Origin of the sequence: Streptomyces sp. BBFR51, from assembly GCF_044591655.1 — a bacterium.
Classification (GTDB): Bacteria; Actinomycetota; Actinomycetes; order Streptomycetales; family Streptomycetaceae; genus Streptomyces.
The window spans coordinates 5,537,843-5,553,183 of record NZ_CP172448.1 but is presented as its reverse complement, the minus strand read 5'-3'; the positions used below and the strand labels follow the sequence as shown (position 1 = coordinate 5,553,183).

The 15,341-nt window shown below is 69.0% G+C and carries 14 protein-coding genes; 6 read left to right on the top strand and 8 right to left on the bottom strand.

The features are described 5' to 3' along the window. Nucleotides 1-386 precede the first annotated feature (386 nt). The 3 genes from ACGH7X_RS25530 to ACGH7X_RS25520 are packed head-to-tail and all read left to right on the top strand — an operon-like array spanning nt 387 to nt 1,420. Nucleotides 387-722, top strand: a complete 336-nt coding sequence (locus ACGH7X_RS25530) for a hypothetical protein (protein ID WP_399888374.1) — start codon at nt 387-389, stop codon at nt 720-722. Between the two features lie 30 nt (nt 723-752). Continuing rightward, entirely contained in the window at nt 753-1,100 is a 348-nt protein-coding gene (locus ACGH7X_RS25525) for a hypothetical protein (protein WP_037760336.1), read from the top strand. Continuing rightward, nucleotides 1,097-1,420, top strand: a complete 324-nt coding sequence (locus tag ACGH7X_RS25520; protein ID WP_399888371.1) for a hypothetical protein — start codon at nt 1,097-1,099, stop codon at nt 1,418-1,420. The genes ACGH7X_RS25525 and ACGH7X_RS25520 overlap by 4 nt, the downstream gene beginning before the upstream one ends. Nucleotides 1,421-1,531: 111 nt before the next feature. Here the strand turns inward: ACGH7X_RS25520 and ACGH7X_RS25515 are convergent, their stop codons facing one another. Beyond that, entirely contained in the window at nt 1,532-1,939 is a 408-nt protein-coding gene (locus ACGH7X_RS25515; RefSeq protein ID WP_399897335.1) for an ATP-binding protein, read from the bottom strand. A gap of 228 nt (nt 1,940-2,167) precedes the next feature. Here ACGH7X_RS25515 and ACGH7X_RS25510 point away from each other — a divergent pair, with 228 nt between their 5' ends. Then, nucleotides 2,168-3,052, top strand: coding sequence for a helix-turn-helix domain-containing protein (locus ACGH7X_RS25510; RefSeq protein ID WP_399888369.1), 885 nt, complete (start codon nt 2,168-2,170; stop codon nt 3,050-3,052). Beyond that, entirely contained in the window at nt 3,049-3,258 is a 210-nt protein-coding gene (locus tag ACGH7X_RS25505) for a DUF397 domain-containing protein (RefSeq protein WP_399888366.1), read from the top strand. The genes ACGH7X_RS25510 and ACGH7X_RS25505 overlap by 4 nt, the downstream gene beginning before the upstream one ends. Nucleotides 3,259-3,380: 122 nt before the next feature. Here ACGH7X_RS25505 and ACGH7X_RS25500 read toward each other — a convergent pair whose 3' ends face one another. The 5 genes from ACGH7X_RS25500 to ACGH7X_RS25480 all read right to left on the bottom strand — a co-directional run bounded on the left by ACGH7X_RS25500 (nt 3,381) and on the right by ACGH7X_RS25480 (nt 10,828). Beyond that, entirely contained in the window at nt 3,381-4,979 is a 1,599-nt protein-coding gene (locus ACGH7X_RS25500) for an N-6 DNA methylase (protein ID WP_399888363.1), read from the bottom strand. Next, nucleotides 4,976-6,265 carry a restriction endonuclease subunit S gene (locus ACGH7X_RS25495; protein WP_399888361.1) on the bottom strand — a complete coding sequence of 430 codons (1,290 nt, stop codon included), beginning with the start codon at nt 6,263-6,265 and terminating at the stop codon, nt 4,976-4,978. Before ACGH7X_RS25495 ends, ACGH7X_RS25500 begins: the two co-directional genes overlap by 4 nt. A 158-nt stretch (nt 6,266-6,423) precedes the next feature. Then, nucleotides 6,424-10,020: a DEAD/DEAH box helicase family protein gene (locus tag ACGH7X_RS25490; protein ID WP_399888358.1), complete on the bottom strand. Its 3,597-nt coding sequence runs from the start codon at nt 10,018-10,020 to the stop codon at nt 6,424-6,426. A gap of 124 nt (nt 10,021-10,144) precedes the next feature. Further along, entirely contained in the window at nt 10,145-10,555 is a 411-nt protein-coding gene (locus tag ACGH7X_RS25485) for a DUF3592 domain-containing protein (RefSeq protein ID WP_399888355.1), read from the bottom strand. Between the two features lie 78 nt (nt 10,556-10,633). Next, entirely contained in the window at nt 10,634-10,828 is a 195-nt protein-coding gene (locus ACGH7X_RS25480; RefSeq protein ID WP_121749054.1) for a hypothetical protein, read from the bottom strand. Between the two features lie 186 nt (nt 10,829-11,014). On the opposite strand from ACGH7X_RS25480, the gene ACGH7X_RS25475 reads away from it, so the two are divergent. Continuing rightward, complete coding sequence (locus ACGH7X_RS25475; protein WP_399888352.1) at nt 11,015-13,168, top strand: prolyl oligopeptidase family serine peptidase; 2,154 nt, start codon at nt 11,015-11,017, stop codon at nt 13,166-13,168. A gap of 136 nt (nt 13,169-13,304) precedes the next feature. Here ACGH7X_RS25475 and ACGH7X_RS25470 read toward each other — a convergent pair whose 3' ends face one another. Together ACGH7X_RS25470 and ACGH7X_RS25465 are read right to left on the bottom strand one after the other, a co-directional pair. Then, a complete protein-coding gene (locus ACGH7X_RS25470; RefSeq protein WP_399888349.1) occupies nt 13,305-14,363 on the bottom strand; it encodes an ABC transporter ATP-binding protein in 1,059 nt (352 codons plus the stop codon). Continuing rightward, complete coding sequence (locus ACGH7X_RS25465) at nt 14,356-15,339, bottom strand: ABC transporter ATP-binding protein (protein WP_399888346.1); 984 nt, start codon at nt 15,337-15,339, stop codon at nt 14,356-14,358. The genes ACGH7X_RS25470 and ACGH7X_RS25465 overlap by 8 nt, the downstream gene beginning before the upstream one ends. Nucleotides 15,340-15,341: the final 2 nt, after the last annotated feature.

The window sequence follows — 15,341 nt, the reverse complement described above, 5'->3', positions numbered from 1 at the left end:
GTTGCCCTGAGCGTCGGGCCTCTCGTGCCCGGAAATCCAGCCGGACCGGCGATGTTCACCCGCCCGAGTGAGTGCGGCCACGGGCGGAGGGTCGGGTTTGGCGGGGTTACTTTCACCCGGGTTCTTTGTCTTTCAGTCGTCGACGCCGCCGAAGCGCGAGGACTCGGGTTCCGGCGTCGAGCAGTCCAGCGTGCAGCCCCCGGCATCGGCTGGTGACCGCACCCAGGAGAGGGTCACGCCTCGGAACCGACGGCCTTGGTGCCCGCCAGGTCCTGGCCGCCGTTTCCTGCTCCCGTGGCATGCGATGGCACAGAGACAGGCGTACGAGAGTGCATCCTCCCGAGATTGACTGTTGGGTGTGTTGCTCGTGTGCAATCCTCGGACGCATGAGTGCCGAGGACCTGCGATACACACGCGATCTCAAGACGCCGGCGCTGACGGCCGTCGCCCATCAGCAGGAGGTGGTCCGACAGCTTGAGCAGGACGTGCGCCGGGAGCGGGAAAGGCTCGCCGAACTCGTATGCGCGGCCACCTCCAGCACCCCCGACCATCCGATTCCGTACGGCCGCATCGAGCACGTCGCACGACTCCTCGGCGTCAAGCGCGACCGTGTGGCCAAGATCCGCGCCGCGACCGCGGCTCGCCGGACCCGGGCCGGACGACCGTCACAGCGGGCCACGCCGGAAGCAGTCGAGCCGTCCGTGCTCCGCACCGCCGCCTGACCGGCGAGCCGAAGGGAAACATCGCTCCTCATGACCACCGCATCCCTGAACAGCGGATCGTCCGTCCCCCCCATGCCCGAACGGACCCCGAAGGCCCTACGGGCCGCCATCGCGCAGCACGCGCCGCAGCTCCTGGTCGACTTCGACCGGCACTGGCGCCGCGACATCGCCGACGCCTACGACCTGGCCCCCGTCCCCGCCTTCATGGCCCGCTGGTGGGGCGAGTACGCCCTCTGCCGTGATTCCGCGCTGGAGGCGCATGTCCACCGCCTGGAGGACGATGCGGCGCAGGAACCCGACTACACCCGCGCGAAGGCGATGATCGAGGAAGCCGGACGCATCCGCCGCGCCGCCGCCAAGGCGGAGCCCGGCCAGTGACCGACGACTTCATGGGCCCGCCCTGGCAGGCTGACTGGACCCAGGAAGCCGAGGACAACCGCAACGCCCTGCCCGACGAGGGCCGCGATCTGGTGGACGCCGCCCGCGCCGAACTCGTCACCGCGCACGACCCCTACTTCCGGGGCATCGACACGGACCGGGACCTGCCGCCGGGCATGAGCGTGGAGCCCGTCCAGTCGACCCGTCCCGGCGGCGAACACGTCCTCTACTTCGGCCACGGCCGGGGCTGGCTGCGCTACCACTTCTCACCGCGCGTCACCGACCCGCAGATCATCATCGACGAGTGCTTCTGGCGGTGACGTCAATGGGCGGCCGACGGCGCAGCGCCCGCCATCCGTTGACGGGCGGATCCGCGCGGCGGGCGGGAGGGCCGGGTTCGGTTGGGGTGCTTCCCCGGAGTTCCTTGGTCTTCAGCCACCGCCGACACCGGAGCACGGGGACTCGGGCTCCGGCGACGACAGGCCCAGTTCGGCCCAGACGGTTTTGCGCGGGAACCGCTCCTCGGTCACGCCCCACCGGTCCGCCAGAGCCTCGACGAGCAGCAGGCCCCTCCCCGACTCGGCACCCGCGTCCGTCACTTGCGGCTCGGGCAGCCGGTCACCGCGCGTGTCCGTGACCTCAATGCGGAGTCTCGTACCGATCACGTAGAGCGTGAGCCGGAAGCTGCGGCCGGGCAGGCGGCCGTGGGTGGCCGCGTTGGCGGCCAGCTCCGCGACGACATGGCTCGCCCGCTCGTGCGGGAGCCCCCAGCTCCGGAGCGTGTCCACGGCGAGCAGGCGGGCCAGGCGGGCACCGCGCGGGGTGGACGACAGCAGCATGCTGAAGTTCCGGACGACACCGTCGTGTTCGGGTCGTGACTCGTGTGCGGAGATTCCCTGGGTTCGCTGATTCACGTCACCGAGCGTGGCCGACCGACCATACTGAATCGGGTCATTGGTCCGTTACGTAGAGCTACGGTCCAAGGTTCGGCGGGTCTTGTCCAAGCTGTCGAAGCGGCTCCCGCGAACAGACCGGAACAGTACGTCGCGCCACAAGGAGGGGCACACATGTCGGTGAGCGATGAGGCGGCGCGGGCCGGGACGGAGTCTGACCAGACGGAAGAGCCGGGCTGGGAGGTGGACCCGGACGACGACTGGGCGCTGGCCGTTGTGGCCACGGTGGGACGGCAGTTGAGGCTTCGCCGGGAGGCGGCCGGCCTGCGGGTCGGCGACTTCGCGGTGGCCGCCGGGTACGGGGCGGACCTCGTGTACAAGATCGAGACGGGGAAGCGGATCCCCAGGCCCGAGTACTTGGACAAGGCGGACGAGGTGCTGGGCGCCGGTGGGCTCATCTCGGCAATGCGGGAGGACGTCAAGAAGGTCCGGTATCCGAAGAAGGTTCGGGATCTCGCACAGTTGGAGGGGCGGGCGGTTGAGCTTCAGCTCTACGACCCCTTGAACATCCATGGGCTCTTGCAGACGCCCGATTACGCACGTGGGCTGCTCCTCATGAGGCGTCCCGCCTATTTGGCGGAGGAGGTGGAGCGGTTCATCTCCGCGCGTGTGGCTCGCAAGGCGGTCTTCGACAAGGACTCTGCTCCAGACTTGAGCTTCGTCCTGGAGGAGTGGACGCTTCGACGTCCGCTGGGCGGAAGGGCGAGGTTGCGTCAGCAACTGGAACATCTACTGGAACTAGGGAAGTTGCGCAACGTCGAGCTTCAGGTGATGCCGATGGATCACGAGGAGCACGCTGGTCTGGCAGGCGGTATCGAGGTGCTGAAGTTCGAGGACGGCTCGATGGTGGGGCGCTCACAGGCGGTTGCCAACGGCCGACCAGTTACCGAGCCAAGGCAGCTCCGTATCCTGGAACTCCGGTATGGCATCATCCGCACCCAGGCCCTCACGCCGCGTGAGACAGCCTCATTCATCGAGCAACTGCTGGGGGAGACATGAGCCGCAAGACCTTGTCCGGGGATGCCCGTGGCCTGGCGTGGTTCAAGAGCAGCTACAGCAGCAGCAGCGAAGGCGACTCCTGCGTCGAGATCGCCACCGCCCCCGCCACCGTGCACGTCCGCGACTCCAAGAACCTCGACGGCCCCCAGCTCGCCTTCGCCCCCGCCGCGTGGGCCGGATTCCTGCCGTACGCGGTCGAGGACTGAGACACGCTTCCGAAAGCGTGAGCAAGCGGCATCTTACTGTCATCCAGACGCTCAGGTGAGCACCCGGATGACAGTAAGGGCGGGAGTGCTCACGTGTTTGCAGGAGACCCCCGGTCCGTCCCCTACTCGATCTCGGCCTCCGGCACGTCCACGTCACCGCCCAGGGAGCGGGCGATGGCCGTGAACTCGTTCAGGGCGGACTGGAGGTCGCGGACGATCTCCTCGGCGATCACCTCGGGCGGCAGGCCGCTGTCGGCGTCGTCGAGGGCGGGGTCGTTCATCCACGTGATGTCGAGGTTGACCTTGTCGCGGGCGATCAGTTCGTCGTAACTGAATTTCCTGAAGGGGCCGTTCTCGTCCTGGGATTCGACGCGGGAGGAGCGGGACTCGCCCACGCGGTAGGCCGCTACGAAGTCGTCCAGGTGGGCACGGGTGAGCGGGCGCTGCTTGAGCGTGAAGTGCTGGCCGGTGCGGAAGTCGTAGACCCACGTCTCGGTGGTGTGGGGCTTGCCGTCGGCGCGCGGGGGCTTCTTCTCGAAGAACAGCACGTTCGCCTTGACGCCGCCCGCGTAGAAGATTCCGGTGGGCAGCCGCAGGATGGTGTGCAGGTCGAACTCGTCCAGCAGCTTCCGGCGGACCTTCTCGCCCGCGCCGCCCTCGAAGAGGACGTTGTCGGGGAGGACGACTGCGGCGCGCCCGCCAACCGCCGTGAGCGACATGATGTGTTGCAGGAAGTTGAGCTGCTTGTTGGTGGTCGTGGCCGTGAAGTCGTCACGGTCGTACTCGGTGTCCTGCTTCTCCGCCTCGCCGTCCTGTCCGATCACGGTGATCGCGGACTTGCGGCCGAAGGGCGGGTTCGCGAGGACGAGGGTGGCGTGCTTGCCACTGGGCTTGTCGGCGAGGGCGTCGCCGACCGTGATCAGGCTCGGGCCGTCGCTCGTACCGATGCCGTGGAGGAGCATGTTCATCGCAGCGAGGCGTGCGGTGCCCGTGACGAGTTCGTTGCCCCAGATCTTGCGGCCCTCGCCATATGCCCTGCGGTCGTCGAGCGACATGCTCTGCATGTGGTGGTCGCGGATGTAGGTGTGGGCCGCGATGAGGAAGCCACCGGTACCGCAGGCCGGGTCGGTGATCGTGTCGTCCGGGCCAGGCTGCATGACGTCGACCATGGCGTCGATGAGGGGCCGGGGCGTGAAGTACTGGCCGGCGCCGGTCTTGGTGTCCGAGGCGCCCTTGGCGAGCAGGCCCTCATAGGCGTCGCCCTTGAGGTCGGTGCCGGTGACGGTCCAGTCCTCGCGGCCGATCAACTCGACGACGAGCCTTTCGAGGAGCGCGGGCTTGGTGATCCGGTTCTGGGCCTCGTCGAAGATGGTCCCGATGGTCGTCTCGGGTCGGCTGCCGAGATTTTCGAGGACGGCTCGGTAGTGCTTCTCGAGGTCGGGGCCGCGCTTTGTGACGAGGGACTGCCAGTTGTAGTCGGCGGGGACGACGGCGCTCAAGTCGCGCCCTGCCCACGGGTCGTTCTCGATCTCGTCGACCATCTTGAGGAAGAGCAGGTAGGAGAGCTGCTCAACGTACTCGATGGTGGACATGCCGTTGTCCCGGAGGACGTTGCAGTAGTTCCAGAGCTTGGCGACAAGCGTGTTGGTCTGCGCGACCGCCTTGGCCGTCTTGTCAGGCTCGGGGGCAGGCTGCTGGGCGTCTACGGGGGCGGCGGTCACAGCTCGAACTCCTGCTGTACGGCGAGGACGGGGGAGGATGTCGGTTTGGGGGCGACCACGTCGGCGGCTCGCGGGGCGGGGGCCTTGGTCGCGGCCTTGCGTGTGCGCTTGGGCTTGGGGGTCGCTGCCCTCTCGGCCGCAATGCGGTCCAGAAGCACGGCAATGGGCTCCTCTGCGGGGTCCTGCGGGACCAGTCCCCCGGTGAAAGCTCGCCGTAGCAGGGCCGCCCTCAAGGCATCACCACGCTTCAAGCCGGTTCCGACCTGCTGGTCCATGGCCGCGATGCCGCTCAACAGTTCGTCGCAGCGCTGGATAAGCCGCTTCTGCACGTCCAACGGCGGCACCGGGAACTCGACCTTCTTCAAGCGCTTGGCGGACAGGTGCGCGATGTTCGTCGTAATGCGCACCTCACGCATGAACCGCTTTGCGTGCAGATGCCGTCGGAAAACAAGCAGAGCCCATTCCGGGAGAACGTCAGCATTGGCTTTGAAACGCAGCAGGCTGTTGGTGAACGCAACGCCCTCGGGGATTCCTCGATAGAGAGCCGGCCGCCCTACGAGGTGTGGGCTCTGCCCCTCATTGAGCAGAACATCCCCGGGCTCTAGGCGGTACCTCTCCCAGATCCCGGAGAAGTCCATCTCCATGACATCCGTGGTGTCGATCCGGTCTTCGAAGACGTTGGCGACTCGCAGGTACGGGCGCACGTCGGGGCCGTGATGCCAGTCAGGGTGTCGCGCACGCCCGAGCTCAAGGGTTCCCGCACTTTCCACGGTCGTCATCCGCCAGGATTCCGGCACCTCATCGGGCACCGTTGAGACCAGGACTCTCTTCCGCAGCCCTTCAAGGCGACGACGCGCCTGCCGCAGCGTGGCGGCACCCGAATCGATGCGCGACAACTGCTCTTCCAGCGCCTCGACGATCCGATGCTGCTCCGCGAGCGGCGGCAACGCCACCGGCATCCGTCGCAACGCGTCCTGCGACAGGTTGCGCATGGCGTCCTTGGTGCCGCTGGCCTTTGCCTCCACGTAGGAGCGTGCCTCGGGAGAGCGCAAGAAGTGCACGAGCCAGCGTTTGCTGAGGCAGTCACGCGGTACCAGCCGCAAGCTCTTGTCCGACAGCAACAACTTCGGGCGACAAGCCCCCACGAGAACAGGCGCGCCCACATATGCCTTGGTGTTGGCCCTGCTCACCAGGAGATCGCCCGATGAGATTTCATAGGCGGGATTGACCTCACGCCCTGACGGGACGGCCTTATTCTCATCCGGATTGAAGGCGCCCCACGTCATGGCGCTTACCTTGACGATGCCCCACTCATCAGGTAGGGCAGGGCGCGGCTCGCAGGTGAAGGACTTACCGGCTTCAATACGGTGAAGCAAGTCCCCCAGCTCGGTCCAAACCCACCCCGCCGGAAGCTCCCGCTCCCCGCTCACGCCACCGTTCCCGCTCAAGCCAGTTCCTGATTCAGCTCATCCAGCAATTCCAACGCCCGGTTCTTGTCCCCGAACGCCCGCATGAAACCCCTGCCGCCACCGCGCTCCGGGAACGGGGCGACCTCGAAGTCGGCGGGCTCCATGCCGACGTCGACGGCGATGGCGTTCTTTATCCGCTCCAGCCACCACAGCTGCTCCTCGGTGAACTCCACGCCCGCCTGTCGCTGCCGCAGCAGCCAGCCCTCGAAGCGCTGCTCGACCACCGTACGGTACGGCCTCAGCTCGTCGTCCGCGCCCAGCTCGAACCGGACGAGCCGCACCAGATCGCCCAGGCCCGCTTCCTTGCCGGGGCCCGCCGCCGCTCTGCCGACCTGTTCGTACAGGTCCCACAGGACCCCCGTCGTCCAGGAACGATTCGTCGCCCGGATACGACCGGCGAGTTCCCTGAGCGCGGCCCGTGCCTCGCGCGGCGCGACCCGGGTGCCGCTGCCCAGCGCGATCCGGATCGCCGCGTTCTCGTCCCGTTGCTCCCGCTCCAGCAGGGAGTTCCACTCGGCGAGTTCCTTGGTCGCCCGCTCCTCCATGGGGATCTCGCGCACCTCGGTGACCGTCACCTCGGTGGTCTCGTCGTACGTCAGGTCCTGCTGGTGGCGGATCTCCAGGATCAGCTTGCGCAGCTGGGGCCGGGTGGTGAGCGGGGCGATCGCGTCGTGGACGAGCTGCTGTGCCAGTTCGGGGCCGCCCTCGTGCCGGGCGCGGTCCTGCGTGTCGACGTCAACCGCGTCCGTGATGCGGCGGGACAGATCGGCGAGGCTCGCTCCACCGGACGCCTCGGCGAGAAGGTCCCGCTCCTCCTTGCCTAGCTGGCGGTCGATGCGGGCCAGGCGCCGGGCCAGGGTCTCCGCCTCGTCGGCGGTGAGGGACCGGGTGCCCGCCTTGTCGAGGAGCTTGGCCAGCGGGATGCCGCGCTGCGCGCCCGCCGGGATCAGCGGCCGGGCGTCGACCAGCGGGGAGTCGGTGATGCCGACCGCGTCGACGAGGACGAAACGGTCCTTCTTGAGGTCGGGCGCCGCCTCCGGGGTGACCGCCTTCAGCTCGTCCGCGTCGATGGAACGGGCGCCGCGCCCCTTCATCTGCTCGAACATCACCGGGCTCTTCACCGACCGCAGGAAGATCACGCACTCCAGCGGCTTCACGTCCGTGCCGGTGGCGATCATGTCGACGGTGACGGCGACCCGCAGGCGGGGCGAGTTGCGCAGGTCGTTGATGAGTTTCTCGGGGTCGTCGCCGTTGTCCCGGGACCGGTAGGTGATCTTCTTGGCGAACTCGTCGCCCCGGCCGAAGATCTGCTTGACCTGCTTGAGCACTTCGTCGGCGTGATCGTCGTACGGGCCGGCGAAGATCAGGGTCTTGGGGAGGTCGGCGCGACCGGGGAACCATCGCTTCCAGTTGTCGCGGTAGACCGTCAGGACCGCGCGGACCTCGTCCTCCGTGATGACCGTGCGGCCGATCTGCGGGGCGGTGTAGGTGAAGTCCTCGTCGAGTTCCTCGTACCGCTGGGCGCGGGTCTGGCGGTCGCGGATCCGGACCGTCGTACCGGCCTCGATCTTCGCGACGACGTCCCCGTCCCGCAGGTCGGTCACGATCCGCGCGATGTCGAAGTCGACGTTGACGCCGTCGGCGACGGCCTGTTCGAAGGTGTAGCGGGAGACCTCGTTGTGGTCGAAGAAGCCTTTGGTCTGCCGGGTGGGCGTGGCGGTGAGGCCGACAAGGTGGGCGTCGAAGTAGTCCAGGACCCCGCGCCACAGGCCGTAGATGGAGCGGTGGCACTCGTCGACGACGATCACGTCGAACGACTCGACGGGGACGTTGGGGTTGTACTCGACCGTGATCGGCTCGTCCGTCACATAGGCGTCGTTGAGAGGCGAGGTCGTCCTGTCCTCGCGGTCCTCGACCGCCGGGGAGTCGTCCAGGGGGTCGCCCTTGAGCAGGGCGTACATCCGCTGGATCGTCGAGATGACCACCGAGGAGGTCTCCTGGAGGCCGCCGCGGCCCAGCATGTCGACGTTGTAGAGGTCGGTGAACTTCCGGTTCTCGTCCGGGGTGCGGTACTTGTCGAACTCCGCGCGGGCCTGGCGGCCGAGGTTGTTGCGGTCGACGAGGAAGAGGACCCGTCGGGCGCCCGCGTGGCGGAGCAGGCGGTAGGTCTCGGTGACCGCCGTGAAGGTCTTCCCGGCGCCCGTCGCCATCTGGATCAGGGCGCGTGGCTGGTCGGCGGCCAGGGAGGACTCCAGACCGGTGATCGCCTCGACCTGGGCCATGCGCAGGCCGTGGGTCTCCAGCAGCGGCATGGCGGTGCGCAGCGCCGCCCGGAAGGTGGGGGCGCCCGGATGCTCGTCGGCGTGCCGCATCCACGCGGCCAGCGTCTCGGGGCGGTGGAAGGCGAAGACCTCGCGGGAGCGGGCGTCCGGGTCGATCCGGTTGAGGAAGTAGGTCTCGGTGCCGGTGGTGGCGTAGCGGAAGGCGAACGGCTCGTCGCGACGCCACACCGCCATGGCGTGTTCCCTCAGCACGCCCGCCGCGTACCGCTCGTTCTGGGCGAGGGCCCCGGCCAGCGGGGTGCCCTCGCGCTTGGCCTCGATGACGCCGACGATCGTCCCGGCGACGTAGAGGACGTAGTCGGCGCGGCCGCTGGCAAGGGTGAACTCCCGCACCGCCACACCCGTGTCCGCCAGCGGGTTGGCGTCGGCCTTGTCCTGGATGCGCCAGCCCGCGCTCCTGAGCATCGCGTCGATCTTCTCGCGGGCCTGCACCTCGTTGAGCGGGGCGGGGCTCTGGGCTCGCTCCACAATGAGGTCGCGGGTGGCGGAGGCGACGGGGCGGGGCTTGAGCCGGTCGCGGTCGTACCGCTGCTGGTGTGCCGCGCGCAGCTCGGTGATCTTGGCGCGCAGTTCGTCGAGTTGGGCGGCGTACGTGGCCTTGGCCCGCTCCGCGTTGGCGATCATGTGCTCGGCCTCGGCACGGGCCCGGCGTTCGGCCTCCAGGCGGTCGCCGACCTCCGAGAGCTTCACGCGGGACTCGGCGAGGGTGCGTTGGTGCCCCGCCAGCGCCTCACGCAGCTCCGCGATCTCCTCGGGGTCGATCTCTGGCGTCCGGTCGGGGAGCGTCGGCGGGACGAAGGCCGTCACCGCGCGGGTGCCTCCCATGGCCCGGTCGAAGAGGTCGCCCAGCTGCCAGCAGAGCTTGAGGGCTTCCAGGGCCATCGTGGTGTCGAAGAGATGCTGGTGCGCGGCTTCGTTGCGGCCCCGGCGGAGCTTGTGGAAGGCGTCGCGACTCCAGCCGACGAGGACATCCGCCCGGGTGAGCGCCTCGATGCGGTCGATCTGGCGGGTGCCCTCGACGCGCGTGCCCGTGCGGGTGACGAACTCCTCGGCCAGCACCTCGCCGAACTGTCCGGCACTGACGTAGGCGGCGTTGGGGTTGGTCAGGACGGCCAGCTCGGCCTGGGAACCGTAGATGGCTAGCAGCGGCTGATACCCGTACAGGCGACCGAAGTTGGGCGAGGCCTTAGCCAGTTCACGCAGTCTTCTGTCCACGCTGTCGTCGTCCACGCCCGCCCCTGGATCCTCGCCTGCCCCGATGGCTCCACCTTACGGAGGTGGAGCACGGAGAGGCAGCAGAACAGGCCGACAGAGGCCCCACGGCCAGCCCTGCGGCATCTGCAAACCCGGGCCGTCAGGCCGTCGCGGCGATCACCGCGCCGATGCCCAGGAAGACCAGGGCCACGGCCAGCACGAAGTACACCGGGCCGGTCATGTGACGCCGCATGAACACGCGGGCCGCCTGCGGGTCCTGGGGAAGATAGATCACCGTGACCTCGCGGCCGGTCGCGAGCCCCATCCCGGACCCGCGCATGCTCGGCGTGAACTCCACGCGGTAGCCGCGCTGGTCGGCGAAGGCGATGATCGGCGCCCACGAGGGACTGCCCTGAGCGCCGCGCACCCGTACGTTGTCGACCACCGTGCCGGGGGCGAGGACCCCGTGCCGGCGCAGTCGGCGTACCCGTGCGGCGTCGTGCAGCGCGGCCCACAGGAGCAGCGTTCCGACCAGGCCGCACACCAGGATGCCCAGCACGGTGTTCGTCATCTGTCGGCGCCTCCGTCTCCCGGGGTTCTCTGCGCTCCGGGTACAGGGACGCCGATGAACCGGCGGTCGGTTGCGGACTCAGAAATTGATGCTTCCGATCATCCCCGCGAGGTTCGTCGTCAGCTCACTGATCGTGGGCGCGACGGTCGAGGAGGCCAGGTAGAAGCCGAGGAGCATGCAGACCACCGCATGTCCCGCCTTCAGGCCTGACTTCTTGACCAGCAGGAAGACGATGATCGCCAGCAGCACAACCGCCGAAATCGAGAGTGCCACGGCGGCTCACCTCCAATAAGCCCAGGGACATGGGGGGTCGGTCGCAGTCGGAGCTTGGGGCAGATAAATCCACGCAGCGAGCACCTGGTTGATACCCACTATGCGCTAGTGATCATAACTATCCGTGCGCGCGCATCTCTCGGCGCACGGCCGCACAAGGGGGCGCATGGCCAATATGGTCAAGGCATGACGACCGAGCCCGACTCCTTCCCCAAACGGCACGCGCGCACCCAGCGGTTCACGCTCGGCGCGCCGCGTTCGTTCACCGTGGCACCCGATGGTTCACGGGTCGCCTTCCTGCGCTCCGGTACCGGTACGGACCGGGCCAATTCGCTCTGGACCCTCGACACCGGGACGGGCGAGGAACGCGTCGCCGCCGACCCGCGCGCCCTTCTGGGCGGGGCCCAGGAGCGCCTGTCGCCCCAGGAGCGGGCGCGGCGTGAACGCAGCCGCGAGGGCGGCGCCGGCATCGTCGGGTATGCCACCGACTCGGCGGTCGAGCTTGCCTCCTTCGCCTTGTCGGGGCGGCTCTTCGCGGCCGAACTGCGGGTCGGTACAGCGCGCGAACTGCCCACCCCGGGACCGGTGATCGACCCCCGCCCCTCCCCCGACGGCCGGCACGTCGCCTACGTCGCCCAGGGCGCCCTGCGGGTCGTGGGCGCCGAGGGGGACGGGGACAGGGCGCTGGCCGAGCCGGACGGCGAGGGCGTCACGTACGGGCTCGCCGAGTTCGTCGCCGCCGAGGAGATGGCGCGCAGCCGGGGTTTTTGGTGGAGCCCGGAGTCGGACCGGCTGCTGGTGGCCCGGGTGGACGACACGCCGGTCCAGCGCTGGTGGATCTCCGACCCGGCCCACCCCGGACGTGATCCACAACACGTGCCGTACCCGGCGGCGGGCACTCCCAACGCGGAGGTACGACTGTTCGTGGTCGGCCTCGACGGGGGGCGCACGGAGGTCCTTTGGGACCGGGCCCGGTATCCGTATCTGGCGCGAGTGCACTGGTCAGCGGCGGGTGCGCCACTCCTGCTCGTACAGGCGCGCGACCAGCGCAGCCAGCTGTTCCTGGCCGTGGACACCGAGTCCGGGACGACCCGGATGGTGCACGCCGACGAAGATCCAATTTGGCTGGAACTCTTCCCCGGCGTGCCCTGCTGGAGCCCCTCCGGGCAGCTCGTGCGGATCGCCGACGAGGGCGGTGCGCGCGTCCTGGCGGTCGGTGAACGCCTGCTCACCGGCGCCCAGTTGCACCTGCGGGCGGTGCTGGACGTGTCCGCCGACGACGTGCTGGTTTCCGCGTCGGCGGGCGAGGAGGCGGCCGACCCGGAGACCGGCGAGGTGCACGTGTACCGGGTGAACGAACTCGGCGTGGAGCGCGTCTCGCAGGAGCCCGGCGTGCACTCGGCGGTGCGCGCGGGGGGCGTGATCGTTCTCGTCTCCGCCACCCTCGACCGGGCGGGGGCGCGGGCCCAGGTGCTGCGGGACGGCGACCGAAGGGAGACGGGGGCACCCCCGGCCGGAGGCTGGGAGACGACGGCGGTCATCGCCTCGTACACCGAAGACCCCGGTTTGTCCCCGCGCGTGACGCTTACGCAAGGGGGCGCACGACGTGTCCCGTGCGCCGTGCTTATGCCAACGGACTACCACGGTGACACCCTCCTCCCCGTCCTCCTGGACCCGTACGGTGGCCCGCACGGTCAGCGGGTGGTGGCCGCGCACAACGCGCACCTCACCTCGCAGTGGTTCGCCGACCAGGGGTTCGCGGTGGTCGTCGCCGACGGGCGGGGCACTCCGGGGCGCTCCCCCGCCTGGGAGAAGTCCATCAAGGACGACGTGGCCGCGATCGTCCTCCAGGACCAGGTCGACGCGCTGCACGCCCTCGCCGACGACTTCCCGCTGGACCTGAACCGCGTCGCCATCCGGGGGTGGTCCTTCGGTGGCTATCTCGCCGCCCTGGCCGCGCTGCGCCGGCCCGACGTCTTCCACGCCGCGGTCGTGGGCGCCCCGGTCACCGACCTGCGGCTCTACGACACCCACTATCAGGAGAGGTACATCGGTCACCCCGATGAGCAGCCCGACGTCTACCGCCGCAATTCGGTGATCGACGACACCGGACTGGTCGACGCCGCCGAGCCGCACCGGCCCATGATGGTCATCCACGGGCTGGCGGACGACAACGTGGTCGTCGCCCACTCCCTGCGCCTGTCCTCGGCCCTGCTGGCGGCTGGCCGCCCGCACGAGGTGCTGCCGCTGTCCGGCGTCACCCACATGACTCCGCAGGAGTCGGTCGCCGAGAACCTGCTGCTGCTCCAGGTGGACTTCCTGAAGCGATCGCTGGGGTAACGGCACCACGCCACCCGCGCGCACCAACCGCTTTAACAGGCAGGCAACTTCGCCGAAGCGGTACCGATATACGGACGCGCGAGACTGATCGGCGTACGGCCGTGCGGGTGCCGTAAGCGGGCCGGGGAGCGCCATGTCACCCCGGCCCGCTGCCCTCTCCCTCCGGCGGCACCACCTGCTTCTCCTCCGCGAAGTGGCACGCCGAGTCGTGGGCCGCGGGGCCGGAGACCGTGCGGAACTCGGCGGGGACGGCCAGGGCGGGCACCTCCAGGGCGCAGCGCTCCCGGGCCTTCCAGCAGCGGGTGCGGAAGCGGCAGCCGGAGGGGATGTTGGTCGGCGAGGGGACGTCACCGGCGAGGATGATCCGCTCGCGGTGCTCCCGGGCCTCCGGGTCGGGCACCGGTACGGCGGACAGCAGCGCCTGCGTGTAGGGATGCGTGGGGTGGTCGTAGATCTCCGCGTCCCTGCCCGTCTCCACGATGCGGCCGAGGTACATCACGCCGACCCGGTCCGAGATGTGCCGCACGATCGACAGGTCGTGGGCGATGAAGATGTAGGAGAGGTCGAACTCGTCCTGGAGCCGGGCCATCAGGTTGATCACCTGCGCCTGCACCGACACGTCGAGGGCCGAGACCGGCTCGTCGGCGACGATGATCTCCGGGCGCAGCGCCAGGCCGCGCGCGATGCCGATGCGCTGGCGCTGGCCGCCGGAGAACTGGTGGGGATAGCGGTTGATGTACTCCGGGTTCAGGCCGACCACGTCCAGGAGTTGCTGGACGCGTCCGCGCCGGTCGCCCTTCGGCGCGACCTCCGGGTGGATGTCGTACGCCTCGCCGATGATGTCGCCCACCGTCATGCGGGGGTTGAGGGAGGTGTAGGGGTCCTGGAAGACCATCTGGATGTTGCGGCGTACGGCCTTCAGGGCCTTCCCCGACAGGCGGGTGATGTCCTCGCCCTTGTAGCGGATCTCGCCGGCCGTCGGCTTCTCCAGGTTGACCAGCATCTTGGCGACCGTGGACTTGCCGCAGCCGGACTCGCCGACGATGCCCAGCGTTTCGCCGCGGTCGAGGTGGAAGTCGACGCCGTCGACGGCCTTCACCGCTCCGACCTGCTTCTTGAAGAGGATGCCGGAGGTCAGCGGGTAGTGCTTGACCAGGCCGCGGACTTCGAGGATCGGCTCCGTGGTGTCAGCCATGCAGGCACTCCCTCCAGAAGTGGCAGGCGCTGCCCCGCTCCGCGTCGGACTCCGTGACGTCGTAGAGGGGCGGTACGTCGGTACGGCAGACGTCCTGGGCCATCGGGCAGCGGGGGTGGAAGGCGCAGCCGGACGGGATGCGGGTGAGGTTGGGCGGCAGGCCCTTGATGGCGTACAGCTCCCGGCCCTTCTGGTCCAGGCGCGGGATCGACTCCAGCAGGCCGCGGGTGTACGGGTGGGCGGGGTTCTTGTAGATGTCGTGGACCGGGGCGGTCTCCACGATCCGGCCCGCGTACATGACGGCGATCTTGTCGGCGACGTCGGCGACCACACCGAGGTCGTGGGTGATGAGGATCAGGCCCATGTGCAGCTCACGCTGGAGTTCCGCGAGCAGGTCCATGACCTGGGCCTGGACGGTGACATCCAGGGCGGTGGTCGGTTCGTCGGCGATGATCAGCTTGGGTTCCAGGGCCATCGCCATCGCGATCATGATGCGCTGGCGCATACCGCCGGAGAACTGGTGCGGGTACTGCCGCACCCGCTCCTTGGCGGCCGGGATGCGGACGCGGTCCATCAGCTCCACGGCCTTGGCGTGGGCGTCCTTGCGGGACATGCCGCGGTGCACGGTGAACATCTCGGCGAGCTGGGCGCCGACGGTCAGGACGGGGTTCAGCGACGACAGCGCGTCCTGGAAGATCATCGCCATCTCGGCCCCGCGGACCTTCCGGCGTTCCCCCTCCTTCAGTTTCAGCAGGTCCCGGCCCTCGAAGACCACCTCGCCCGCGGTGATGCGGCCCGGCGGGACGTCGAGGATGCCCATGACGGTCTGGGCGGTGACGGACTTGCCGGAGCCGGACTCGCCGAGCACCGCGAGGGTCTCGCCCGCGTCCACGCCGTAGCTGACACCGTTGACGGCCTTGGCCACGCCGTCGCGGGTGTGGAACTCCACGTGCAGGTCGCGCACTTCGAGCAGCATGG

Bases quoted from the DNA above. Each gene is read 5' to 3' on its own strand.
- ACGH7X_RS25475 (WP_399888352.1), top strand. From the start codon at position 11,015: ATGACGACCGAGCCCGACTCCTTCCCCAAACGGCACGCGCGCACCCAG.
- ACGH7X_RS25505 (WP_399888366.1), top strand. From the start codon at position 3,049: ATGAGCCGCAAGACCTTGTCCGGGGATGCCCGTGGCCTGGCGTGGTTC.
- ACGH7X_RS25470 (WP_399888349.1), bottom strand. From the start codon at position 14,363: ATGGCTGACACCACGGAGCCGATCCTCGAAGTCCGCGGCCTGGTCAAG.
- ACGH7X_RS25510 (WP_399888369.1), top strand. From the start codon at position 2,168: ATGTCGGTGAGCGATGAGGCGGCGCGGGCCGGGACGGAGTCTGACCAG.
- ACGH7X_RS25515 (WP_399897335.1), bottom strand. From the start codon at position 1,939: ATGCTGCTGTCGTCCACCCCGCGCGGTGCCCGCCTGGCCCGCCTGCTC.
- ACGH7X_RS25525 (WP_037760336.1), top strand. From the start codon at position 753: ATGACCACCGCATCCCTGAACAGCGGATCGTCCGTCCCCCCCATGCCC.
- ACGH7X_RS25485 (WP_399888355.1), bottom strand. From the start codon at position 10,555: ATGACGAACACCGTGCTGGGCATCCTGGTGTGCGGCCTGGTCGGAACG.
- ACGH7X_RS25530 (WP_399888374.1), top strand. From the start codon at position 387: ATGAGTGCCGAGGACCTGCGATACACACGCGATCTCAAGACGCCGGCG.
- ACGH7X_RS25495 (WP_399888361.1), bottom strand. From the start codon at position 6,265: ATGACGTGGGGCGCCTTCAATCCGGATGAGAATAAGGCCGTCCCGTCA.
- ACGH7X_RS25465 (WP_399888346.1), bottom strand. From the start codon at position 15,339: ATGCTGCTCGAAGTGCGCGACCTGCACGTGGAGTTCCACACCCGCGAC.